Annotated in this window: 9 protein-coding genes and 1 pseudogene; 8 read left to right on the forward strand and 2 right to left on the reverse strand. The window is 40.1% G+C overall.

Annotated features, from left to right (window positions below; translation table 11 throughout):
- Positions 1-319: 319 nt before the first annotated feature.
- The gene (prfC, locus tag CK510_RS18155; RefSeq protein WP_095723043.1) at positions 320-1,951 is read right to left on the reverse strand and encodes a peptide chain release factor 3; all 1,632 of its coding nucleotides are present in this window, start codon (positions 1,949-1,951) and stop codon (positions 320-322) included.
- A 391-nt stretch (positions 1,952-2,342) separates the two neighbouring features.
- On the opposite strand from prfC, the gene CK510_RS18160 reads away from it, so the two are divergent.
- The 8 genes and pseudogenes from CK510_RS18160 to CK510_RS18195 all read left to right on the forward strand — a co-directional run bounded on the left by CK510_RS18160 (position 2,343) and on the right by CK510_RS18195 (position 10,048).
- Entirely contained in the window at positions 2,343-2,684 is a 342-nt protein-coding gene (locus tag CK510_RS18160) for a DUF4870 domain-containing protein (protein ID WP_095723051.1), read from the forward strand.
- 325 nt (positions 2,685-3,009) lie between these two features.
- Positions 3,010-3,990, forward strand: a complete 981-nt coding sequence (gene hemB, locus CK510_RS18165) for a porphobilinogen synthase (protein WP_095723044.1) — start codon at positions 3,010-3,012, stop codon at positions 3,988-3,990.
- An 816-nt stretch (positions 3,991-4,806) separates the two neighbouring features.
- The gene (locus tag CK510_RS18170; protein WP_095723045.1) at positions 4,807-5,100 is read left to right on the forward strand and encodes a helix-turn-helix domain-containing protein; all 294 of its coding nucleotides are present in this window, start codon (positions 4,807-4,809) and stop codon (positions 5,098-5,100) included.
- A 156-nt stretch (positions 5,101-5,256) separates the two neighbouring features.
- Positions 5,257-6,240, forward strand: coding sequence for an alpha-ketoacid dehydrogenase subunit beta (locus CK510_RS18175; RefSeq protein WP_095723046.1), 984 nt, complete (start codon positions 5,257-5,259; stop codon positions 6,238-6,240).
- Positions 6,241-6,400: 160 nt separating this feature from the next.
- Positions 6,401-7,819, forward strand: a complete 1,419-nt coding sequence (gene secD, locus CK510_RS18180; protein ID WP_095723047.1) for a protein translocase subunit SecD — start codon at positions 6,401-6,403, stop codon at positions 7,817-7,819.
- Positions 7,816-8,808, forward strand: coding sequence for a protein translocase subunit SecF (gene secF, locus CK510_RS18185; RefSeq protein ID WP_095723048.1), 993 nt, complete (start codon positions 7,816-7,818; stop codon positions 8,806-8,808). Before secD ends, secF begins: the two co-directional genes overlap by 4 nt.
- A 110-nt stretch (positions 8,809-8,918) precedes the next feature.
- The gene (locus CK510_RS18190; RefSeq protein ID WP_095723049.1) at positions 8,919-9,296 is read left to right on the forward strand and encodes a hypothetical protein; all 378 of its coding nucleotides are present in this window, start codon (positions 8,919-8,921) and stop codon (positions 9,294-9,296) included.
- A 280-nt stretch (positions 9,297-9,576) separates the two neighbouring features.
- Positions 9,577-10,048 (forward strand): annotated as a pseudogene (locus tag CK510_RS18195) (GNAT family N-acetyltransferase).
- On the opposite strand, the gene CK510_RS18200 reads toward CK510_RS18195, so the two are convergent.
- The gene (locus CK510_RS18200; RefSeq protein WP_095723050.1) at positions 10,008-11,003 is read right to left on the reverse strand and encodes a sensor histidine kinase; all 996 of its coding nucleotides are present in this window, start codon (positions 11,001-11,003) and stop codon (positions 10,008-10,010) included. The pseudogene CK510_RS18195 and the gene CK510_RS18200 overlap by 41 nt on opposite strands.
- Positions 11,004-11,315 lie beyond the last annotated feature (312 nt).

Here is an 11,315-nt window from a genome sequence, read left to right on the forward strand (position 1 = left end):
GCAGGGCTGATTCATCCCCTAAAAGGCTATAAAAATCAAGGGTTATAGCAATTTAAAACTAGTTATTTTGTTACCAGAGTGCCGATAAAATGAACAAAGTCATGGGTATTTAAGTGTTTAAAAGTTCATTTCGTCATCATCCTTACTTAGAATTTTAGCGCTAACCATCTTGACAAATCCTGTTTAAAAGGGAACGAAACAGCCCTGCCCTTAAAAAGGGGGGAAAATAAGAAATCCAGTTCCCTCCTCGCGAGCGGGGAGGGTGGGGTTCTTCGAGTAGCTAGTATACATAAAAGCCTTTACCCCTTCCCCTTCCCGTTTATCCTTCTTCTACAGGTGTTTGTGATGAAAATACTGGCGCGATCGCACTTAATTTTAAATTAGGGTGGTCTTGTAATAACTGGTTACAATTCCATTCGTTGCGGAATAATAATACAGGTCGTCCCATACTGTCTTTGACGGTGGTAGTGTTAAACATGCGGTCGATTTTTGCTAAGGCTTCCCAACCACCATCAACCCAACGAGCCACACTGTAACCCAACATATCCAATATGGTTTCCACACCATACTCGTTTTGTAAGCGAAATTGGACTACTTCAAATTGCAATTGACCAACGGCTGCTAATATGGGATCGCGTTTAGCTTCGTCGATGTAGTGCATAATTTGTACCGCACCTTCTTCCCGCAGTTCGGAAACACCTTTTTGGAATTGCTTAAATTTGGAAGGGTTGGGATTTCTCAAAGTCGCGAACAATTCCGGTGAGAAATAAGGTATACCTTCATATTCTAACTTTTGTCCCGTGTAAATTGTATCGCCGATTGCAAAAACACCGGGATTGTTCAAACCAATAACATCGCCAGCGTAAGCTTCATCAATCGATTCTCGCTCCTGGGCAAATAATTTCTGTGGTCGTGATAGGCGCACACTTTTACCAGTTCGGGCGTGATTTACGGTCATATCCTTTTCAAATTTTCCCGTACAAACACGGATAAAAGCCACGCGATCGCGATGTTTTGGATCCATATTTGCCTGCAATTTGAATACAAACCCGGAAAATTCTGGATAAGTCGGTTCCACATTCCCTAAATTACTGCTGTGGGAACTCGGTTTTAAAGCATATTCGAGGAAGTAGCGCAGAAATAACTCCACACCAAAATTGGTCATGGCACTACCAAAAAATACAGGTGTCATTTTCCCTGCATGTACCAATTCTAAATCGAGTTCGCAACCAGCCCCTTCAATCAGTTCCAAATCGCTTTTAAATTCATGGTAAAGCCCTTGCTCCAATAAGTTCTCAATTTGACTATCACCCAAATCGATTACCGTATCTTGCGCTTCCTTACTTCCGTGGGCACTACGCTCAAATAAGTGAATTTGTTTTTCAGCGCGATCGTATACACCTTTAAAGCGATCGCCCATACCAATGGGATAATTAACAGCATATGTTTGCAACCCCAGTTCCTGCTCAATTTCGTCGAGCAATTCGATTGGTTCCCTTCCTGGACGATCGAGTTTATTAATAAAGGTAAAAATCGGGATACCGCGCATTTTGCAGACTTCAAACAGCTTCCGGGTTTGCGGTTCCAAACCCTTCGCTGCATCAATCAACATTACCGCATTATCAGCAGCAGCAAGGGTTCTATAAGTATCTTCACTAAAATCTTGGTGTCCCGGCGTATCCAAAAGATTGATTTGCCGATTGCCATACTCAAACTGTAACACCGTCGAGGTAATCGAAATACCCCGTTGTTGTTCCATTGCCATCCAGTCAGAGGTGGCTTTCCGCTGTGCCCTTCGGGCTTTCACAGCACCAGCTTCGTGAATCGCACCTCCGTATAATAATAGTTTTTCTGTAAGTGTGGTTTTTCCCGCGTCAGGGTGAGAAATAATCGCAAAATTACGACGATTTTCAACTGCCTTGGCAATTTCTGTCTGAAGTTCAGTTGACATATTTAACATCAATGTATCTACTTATTTTTTACTTAACTTAATTTAACTTTTTCCAATTTAGTCAGGAGTTTTCATCTTAAAGCATCAACGGTCGTGATAGGGTCTTTATATGAGATTCAATAAGGATTATAAAGATTCATCAAGTAACATGTCGTTTGCGGTGAATTCTTTTTCGTTTGCTCTCTGTCATTAGTTCTTCGTCATGATCTAACTTATCCTTCAATCAAATTTTAGAAATCAATGACCAACAAAACAAATGACCAATAAACCAATAATTAATAGACCAATGACCAATAAAACACAGAACCTGACAACTCAAATTGGAATCCGATATGCCAAAGGGATTAAGCCCTACTTATCGCCGAAAAGAAAGTTTAAAGGTGAAAAAGTCATGTACGATGCCGATGAACGCAAGTTGCTATCTGCACTGTGTCACGGCTCAATTTTTCTCAGCACCACTCTATTCTCGATCGCCATACCCATTATTATCAGTTTTATCACCAAAGACCCTGTTGTCAAACAGAATGCCAAGGAGTCAATCAATTTCCACATCAACATCTGGATTTATGGATTGCTGATTGGACTATTAATTTGGCATTCGTTTGGGACATTAGTTCCCCTCGCTGGATTGGGTTTCATGCTACATTGGGCTTTAACAATTTGCGCTTTATTCTACGTTTTGAGCGACACTGAAAAACCTTTCCGCTACCCCTTCATTTTCCGCTTGGTGTAATTAAATACTCATTCCCTCCTTGCCACACTCCTTGTAATTTATTTCTTAATGATTTTTTGCCACAAATTTTGAGAAAATACTTAACAATATTTGACAGATATCTCGATTTCTTCAACCCTTCGACGCTGTAAAATACATAACAAAATTGCCCCACAACATGAAGTAGTAGGGCAGAGAACAGTTAAGCGCTGGTTGTAGTCTGGCTGACTTCATTGTGCGATAAACCATCAGGTTCGCGATATTCCTCCGGAACGCTAAGGCGATCGCACAATATTTGTGAAGCTTTGTTTTTGTTCATTAGTGCTTTTTAGTTTATAAAAATTCTATGTTTCCCACACATCGACCTCGCCGTTTACGTACCCATCCCCAATTACGCCGGATGGTCAGCGAAACAACCTTAACAACAAGTGATTTAATTTACCCACTATTTGCCGTACCAGGGGAAGGAATCGCCAAAGAAGTAAAATCAATGCCGGGAGTTTTCCAGCTTTCTGTTGACAAAATTGTTGAGGAAGCTAAAGAAATTTACGATTTAGGGATTCCAGGAATTATTTTATTTGGGATTCCAGCCGATAAAGATGTGGATGCAACAGGGGCATGGCACGACTGTGGTATTGTCCAAAAAGCCTCAACAGCCGTAAAAGAAGCCGTTCCCGACTTGATTATCATTGCTGATACATGTTTGTGCGAATATACTAGCCACGGGCACTGTGGCTATCTACAGGTAGGGGATTTGACAGGAAGAGTCTTAAATGACCCCACCTTAGAATTACTCAAAAAAACCGCAATATCCCAAGCCAAAGCCGGTGCAGACATCATTGCCCCATCGGGAATGATGGATGGTTTTGTTACAGCTATCCGCAGTGGATTAGATGAAGCTGGATTTGAAGATATCCCAATTCTCTCCTATGCAGCCAAATACGCATCAGCCTATTATGGACCATTCCGCGATGCCGCAGAATCCACACCGCAATTTGGCGACAGAAGAACCTATCAAATGGACCCTGGTAATGCCCGTGAAGCAATCAAAGAGATTGAGCTAGACATTGCAGAAGGTGCTGACATGTTGATGGTGAAACCCGCATTGTCCTACATGGATGTGATTTGGCGGGTTAAGCAAGCCACTAATTTACCCGTTGCGGCGTACAATGTCTCCGGCGAGTACTCAATGGTCAAAGCAGCAGCACTCAATGGCTGGATCGATGAAGAGCGTGTCGTCATGGAGACATTAACCAGTTTTAAACGTGCGGGTACTGATTTAATTTTGACCTACCATGCCAAAGATGCAGCCCGGTGGATTAAATAATTAAATACAAGTCGGTTTGAAGAATAAAATATCACTTCTCACATAAATTCAATGCTGTTTCATTTCAAGTTTAAGCAGTCGTAGGGGCGGGGTCTCCCCGTCCTAACAATATCGCTGGTAAACTTAATTATCTCTGTAAAGGATTTCCAGAAAATAAAATATCTCAATTTAGGGACTATCCATCGTATCTAGGACTTACGCACTATACAAAAAGACTATGTTGTGTATCAACGTAAATGCGTTGTTTCAGCCTTTTATAAATTACCCCTTCTTGGTTGCGATAAGCGGAGCTTAACGCCAAATGCGTATCGCACAATATGGAACATAAAAATCAAGCTCAAAGCCCAGAAAGCTACACTCCTATTTTGATTTTTCTGTCAATGCGTAAGTCCTAGTATCAATAATTTTTGAGGGTGGGGAGACCCCTACAATGGGTATAATTTATTTCTTGGTGTTTTATTCTAGGGAACACCATTTCTCAATCCCAAATCTATGCCGTGAGTAGGAGTTTAAGCTGCTCACTTTGCAGATGGCAGTGTAATAGCTTATAAAATAATAATAGTTACAGCAAAAATTCAGTTGCCTAATTTTAGTCAACTGGTATCTATTTTTAAGCAGTTTTAGCAAAATTCTGCCAAATTTTAGCGGCTTGGTAAATTACCTTGCCCTGGATATTCCTTGAATATATTACCTCAATCGAGTAATTAATTCCGACGAATAATCCACCAAGTTAATTTCAGTAGCTAAATTTTGAGTTGCAAATTGCTAAACGATTGTATCAGGTTATTCTACCGTTAGTAAGGGGAGCATTGAGTTATGGATATGCAAGTTCTGAGAGAAAGGGCTGGATTGAGCCGTGCTGAAGTTGCCTTCAGACTTGCAATCAGCGAGACAAGTGTCCGCAACTGGGAAGCTGGACGCACCGAACCAACCATGACTCCAAAAAAATATTTAGATTCAATTAGGCTGTTTAAATGTACTCCAGAGGAGTTAGCAGCAGCGAGCGAAAAGTCCATTAATCAGAGACACAAGCGCAAACCAGGACGACCAAGAAGGTTTCCCGATGCTCAGATTACAACTGTTGCCACAGTTAGTGCGATCGCAAATTAATTGCCAATTTCCAAACAAGCGATCCCATAAATCAATACCTAATCCCAAATAGAGTTTTATGCTACATAGCTAAGTCGTGCTTATGCTACCGTATTTGCTCCCAAGGCACGATAAGATTCTAGAATAACGATCGCATATTGCATAATTAAAGGTCTAATGGCAGAAACTCTATTTTTTAACGCTCTGCGGGAAGCCATTGATGAGGAAATGGCTCGTGATGCTACGGTTCTTGTTATGGGAGAAGATGTAGGACATTATGGGGGTTCCTATAAGGTGACTAAAGACCTATACAAAAAGTATGGGGAACTTCGCGTTTTAGATACTCCCATCGCCGAGAATAGTTTTACTGGTATGGCTGTTGGTGCGGCAATGACTGGTTTAAGACCAATCATTGAGGGGATGAATATGGGTTTTCTGCTGCTAGCTTTTAACCAAATTTCTAACAACGCTGGGATGTTACGCTATACCTCTGGTGGTAATTTTAAAATCCCAATGGTAATTCGTGGTCCAGGTGGTGTGGGCAGACAGTTAGGTGCGGAACACTCGCAGAGGCTGGAGGCTTATTTCCAAGCGGTTCCTGGTTTAAAAATAGTTACTTGTTCAACTCCCTACAATGCCAAAGGATTATTGAAAGCTGCTATTCGCGATAATAATCCAGTGTTGTTTTTTGAACATGTTTTACTTTACAACTTAAAAGAAAATTTACCCGAAGAAGAATACGTACTACCACTCGATAAAGCTGAAGTTGTCCGTCGTGGTAAAGATGTCACAATTCTGACTTATTCAAGAATGCGCCATCATGTCATGCAAGCGATGAAAAGCTTGGAGAAAGAGGGTTATGACCCAGAAGTAATTGATTTAATCTCCCTCAAACCGTTAGATTTTGATACTATTGGTGCATCGATACGTAAAACACACCGCGTCATTATTGTTGAAGAGTGTATGCGAACCGGGGGTATAGGTGCGGAATTGACTGCTTCGATAAACGATCGCTTATTTGATGAGCTTGATGCACCAGTATTACGTTTGTCTTCCCAGGATATTCCCACACCTTATAATGGCAAATTGGAAAGTTTGACAATTATACAACCCGAACAAATCGTCGAAGCCGTCCAAAAGATGGTAGCGTCGCGAGTTTAAAAATCGGTTTGCAATAATGTAGAGACGCGATACATCGCGTCTCTCTTTTATTAATACCCCATGCCCAATTTCCACCGAGTAACATTCATAACTCTTAACTCTTAACTCAAAAATCCCCAAAAGAGCGTTATTATATCGTTTGTCGCACTCCCGTTATGGTATGCAAAGACAGCGATCGCTATTAGCTCTAATATTAGTCATGGTAATCGCCGCCATCGCGGTGATTGCTTCTCCCGGATTACGTGTACCCCTTGGTCTAGATTTACAAGGTGGTTCTCAGTTGACTATTCAACTGAAACCAACTAAGGATATTCCCAAAATTACCGAAGGCAATCTAAAGGATGTTATCGAGGTTCTGGAATTGCGGATTAACGGTTTAGGTGTTTCTGAAGCCGTAGTCCAAAAGGCTGGTGATGATAAAATTCTCGTACAACTTCCTGGTGTCAAAGACCCAGAACAAGCAGAACGTGTTTTAGGTGGTACGGCACAACTAGAATTTAAGAGGCAAAAACCAGGAACAGAAGCAAAATTTTTCGAGTTAAGAGGTCCCCATGAGCAGTTGAAAGCCCAACTCAAACTAGCACTTAAAGCCAAAGATAAAGCTGCTATTGACAAAATTAAAGCAGATAAACAGAAAAACGACCTCGCAATCAGTGAACTTTTTGAACCCACAAATCCACCTCTAACTGGTAAATTCCTCAAAGATGCTCAAGGTTCCCCAACTCAAGGTCAGAATTGGCAAGTGAGTATTGGCTTTGAGCAAAAAGGTGGCGAGCTTTTTACCCAGTTAAGTAAGGAAGTTGCCGGAACTGGACGTAGTACTGGTATTTTTCTTGACAGTGCAATGGTTAGCTATCCAACTGTTGGTGCTGAGTATGCAGCAACCGGGATTACAGGTGGGAATGTATCAATTACTGGTAACTTCACCTCTGAAGAAGCCCTTGATTTAGGGGTTCAACTGCGTAGTGGTGCTTTACCTGTACCCGTTGAGATTGTGGAAAATCGTACCGTTGGTGCAACTTTAGGTAAAGACAGTATTCAAAGCAGTATTTATGCTGGTATTGGTGGTCTGACTCTTGTCCTAATTTTCATGGTGGCATATTACAGATTACCTGGTGCGCTTGCGGATATTTCCTTAATAATTTATGCATTGTTCTCCTGGGCAGCATTTGGGTTATTGCAAATAACTATGACCCTACCTGGTATTGCTGGATTTGTTCTCAGTATTGGGATGGCAGTTGATGCCAATGTGTTAATTTTTGAACGTACCAGAGAAGAATTACAGGCAGGTAAAACGCTTTACCGTTCAGTTGAATCGGGTTTTTTCCGAGCATTTTCGAGTATCTTGGATGGAAACGTCACTACTTGGGTTGCTTGTTTCTTCCTGTTTATTTTTGGTTCGGGTTTGATTAAGGGTTTTGCGGTTACTCTGAGCATCGGGGTGGCAATTAGTATGTTTACAGCCATTATTTGCACTCGTACCCTAATGTTTCTGGCTATTACTATCCCAGCTTTAAAAAAACCAGAATATTTCTGTCCCAACTTGTCAGCTAGCAAAAAAGTAGAGGTTGCTAAATGAAACTAGCTGTAAATAAAACGCGATCGCTCTGGTGGAGTATTTCTGCTGCCATTATCCTTGTTGGTATCATCTCAATGGTGATTTCCACTTTGAACCCGGAAATAAAAGCACCTGTACGTCCTGGTTTGGACTTTATTGGGGGTACTCGGTTACAGGTGGAAAGGGACTGCACAAAACCAGGTAACTGCGACCAACCCATTGATATTAATGCAGTTCGCGATGTTGCTAAAGCCCAAGGTTTAGGGGATGCTAGCATTCAACTTGTGGCAGACAAAGAGACAAAACAAGACAATGGTATCTCCATCCGTTCCAAAAATTTAAGTCCCGAACAACGTACTCAACTTCTAAATGCTTTAAAGGAAAAGATTGGTGCTTTCGATCCAAATAAAGACTCAATCGATAGTGTTGGTCCAAGTCTCGGACGAGAACTATTTACTAAAGGTCTTCTCGCCTTATTTTTATCATTAGGTGGTATCTTAGTCTATCTGAGATTTCGCTTTCAATGGGATTATGCCATCTTTGCGATTGTTGCTTTATTCCACGATATTTTGATTACAGTCGGGATATTCTCAATCCTGGGTTTAGCACCAACACGCATCGAAGCAGATAGTTTATTCGTCGTTGCCCTACTAACAATTGTCGGTTTCTCCGTTAACGACACTGTAGTTATTTACGATCGCATCCGGGAAACATTGGAAATCAATGCCAAGCAAAACAACACGAATCGTCCCATTGCCGACATTGTAGACGATGCAGTTGACCAAACTCTAGGGCGATCGATTAACACCACCTTCACAACCCTACTAACGTTGTTTGCTATCTTCTTCTTTGGTGGAGAAACCCTGAAGAACTTTTCCCTAGCACTAATTGTTGGTTTCACAATGGGAGCTTACTCTAGTATCTTCATTGCCAGTACCCTCCTTGCATGGTGGAGAGAACGCAGTCAACAACCCACACCACCCGAAAATGTGGAGTCGGTAGCAAGTTAGGTGAAAGGGAAAAGGGGAAGGGGAAAAGGAGAAAAGAGAATTCGTAATCAACAACTCCTAACTCCTAATTCCTAACTCCTAACTCCTAATCACCCATTGCTCAATAATTTATGGAACAATTTGACAAAGACCCAATTTTTTTAGAACAAGTACAAAAATTACACCGAATAACTGTATACGGTCGGTGGATATTTGTAGCTTGCTCATGGCTACTGTTTGCACCAATTTCTTTGTGGAATTTGCGATCGGAAATTGCTTTGTGGAGACAGTACTTTACTTGGGTAGCTGTACGGTATGGAATTTATCACCATCCATTTGCCTCTGTAGGTTTAGCATTTTGTATCGGTTCAACAATGGCTGTTTTAATTTGGCAAAGTCGCAATATTCTTTTTGGTTTACCAGAACCAGAAAAGCAGCGTCTTGAAAACCAGGTTTACCGTATTCGTGAACAAGGAGAAACACACCCTTTATGGAAATCCATTCAGTAGAGACGTTCCGGTGGAACGTCTTTGGATTTTGAATTTTAGATTTTGAATTTTAGATTCTGGATTTTAGATTCTGGATTTTAGATTCTGGATTTTAGATTTTAAATTTGATATTGCTCAATGCTCTACTTTGCAAAATTTTCAATATTTATTATAATTAGTTATTAAAATAAAATAAATTATCTCGATGGAACCTATGCATAACATCCCACTCCATATTACTTAATATTATTAAAAATAAACCTAAAAATAAACCTGAAATTAGCTTTACCCTATGGATTATATAAATTTGACTCAGATAAAATTTAGCGTTAGCAAGTCAGATATCGATATCAATCAGCTACAGGAATTATTCAACGTTGCGGCATTTTGGGCAAAAGAACGTAATATCGAGGATTTAGAAATTGCGATCGCGAATAGTGAACCAGTAGTTACAGTCAAAGATGGGGAGAAAATAATTGGTTTTGCGAGGGCTACTTCTGATGGAATCTATCGTGCTACGATATGGGATGTTGTTATTCACCCCGAATATCAAGGAACTGGTCTTGGTAGCAAGTTAGTAGAAACCGTTTTAAGTCATCCTCGTATGAGTCGAGTCGAGCGAACTTACTTGATGACAACTCATCAACAAAAATTTTATCAAAAAATTGGTTTTCAGGCTAATTCTAGCACCACAATGGTGCTAGAATTAGCCTGAAAACCTTGGTTCCCTAACTACTGAACAAGTGCAGTTTCAGCAGTCCATAGCGGGATAGAAATTTCCAATCTTGTCATTTGCTGGGAATCTTCGCTGTCTCCTGGATAGGTCAGAATTTCTAATTTTCCCCCCAATACATCAAGCATGGTTTGACTCAATAATAACTTCATTCCTGGTGCAACTTTTTGTCCTGGGAATTTTGGATTTACCTCTATCTCTGCCGTCATAAAATCAATTTCTTCCCTACTCGGAAAAGCAAAAGTTGGGATATCTAACCAGATAATCGCGTAATTATTTGAGTTTATTTTTGGTTCTAAATCAGTTCCATTTACAGATGCAGTTGAAAGACAAATTCTACCTTCCTCCATCAATACTTCCATCTGACCAATGGTAGCTTCAATCAAGCTAATTAATACTTGTCGCAACCAGCGAACATCTGTTGTGGTGTAAATTTCCTTTTCTGGTAGTTGTACCTGAAATGGGTAATTGCGATTTTCTGCTAACATATAAGTGAGGTCGTAAACTTCCTGCAATAATTCTGTTAGCGGTTGTGGTTGCATATCTAAACGACTTGTACCATATTCAGCACGAGCAACATTGAGAATTTCATCGATTAATTTTAATAACTTCATTGCCCGATCGTGAGCTTGCTCGATAAATTCCCGCTCTTCTTCCGGGTTTTCGCACAAATCCTCTAAGATTAACTGATGTAAACCAATTAAACCATTTAAAGGCGATCGCAATACATGGGTGGTTCGTGCCAGAAACCCTGCTTTAAACTGGCTCATCTCCTGGGCTAAATGGTAAGCTAATTGGGTTTGTTTAATGTTTTGTAATAATTCTTGCTCGCGATCGACTTGATTTCTAACATTATTATTTTTGCTACTATTATTGTCAATTTGTACCGAAGATAACACCTCAGATTTTAGCTTTGAACGATTACTTTTGAAGCTGCTAAAACCAATACCTAATAAAAGCCCTGCTGCTAGATATATCCAATTATTCAAGTTCATATTTAATCAATTAAAGATTCAGTTAATTAAGCAAAAAGGCGCAAAAAAAGTTAGTATAGTTCCCAAAGTCTTTATTACTTAACTTTTTATTTTCCACCCTAACTATTTACTTACCTTGAACCATAAAAATTAGTACAATAATCCAGAATGTAGTTAAGATAATTTTTTATCTGTGAGACTTTTAGCCAACATTAATAGTCGGTTTATTTATATCTAGCTGTACTATTTATCTGGGTATTGTTGAGCAAATACCCAAAATATTTTTACTTGGTTTTATTTTTTACTTTGGATAAAAAATATTGGTATGTAAAA

The sequence above is a fragment of the Brunnivagina elsteri CCALA 953 genome (genome assembly GCF_002289455.1).
Taxonomy (GTDB): domain Bacteria; phylum Cyanobacteriota; class Cyanobacteriia; order Cyanobacteriales; family Nostocaceae; genus Brunnivagina; species Brunnivagina elsteri.

What these genes read in the sequence shown, in the direction of transcription:
- CK510_RS18200 (WP_095723050.1), bottom strand. Translation starts at nt 11,003, where the DNA reads ATGAACTTGAATAATTGGATATATCTAGCAGCAGGGCTTTTATTAGGT.
- secF (WP_095723048.1), top strand. Translation starts at nt 7,816, where the DNA reads ATGAAACTAGCTGTAAATAAAACGCGATCGCTCTGGTGGAGTATTTCT.
- hemB (WP_095723044.1), top strand. Translation starts at nt 3,010, where the DNA reads ATGTTTCCCACACATCGACCTCGCCGTTTACGTACCCATCCCCAATTA.
- CK510_RS18175 (WP_095723046.1), top strand. Translation starts at nt 5,257, where the DNA reads ATGGCAGAAACTCTATTTTTTAACGCTCTGCGGGAAGCCATTGATGAG.
- CK510_RS18170 (WP_095723045.1), top strand. Translation starts at nt 4,807, where the DNA reads ATGGATATGCAAGTTCTGAGAGAAAGGGCTGGATTGAGCCGTGCTGAA.
- secD (WP_095723047.1), top strand. Translation starts at nt 6,401, where the DNA reads ATGCAAAGACAGCGATCGCTATTAGCTCTAATATTAGTCATGGTAATC.
- CK510_RS18160 (WP_095723051.1), top strand. Translation starts at nt 2,343, where the DNA reads ATGTACGATGCCGATGAACGCAAGTTGCTATCTGCACTGTGTCACGGC.
- CK510_RS18190 (WP_095723049.1), top strand. Translation starts at nt 8,919, where the DNA reads ATGGAACAATTTGACAAAGACCCAATTTTTTTAGAACAAGTACAAAAA.
- prfC (WP_095723043.1), bottom strand. Translation starts at nt 1,951, where the DNA reads ATGTCAACTGAACTTCAGACAGAAATTGCCAAGGCAGTTGAAAATCGT.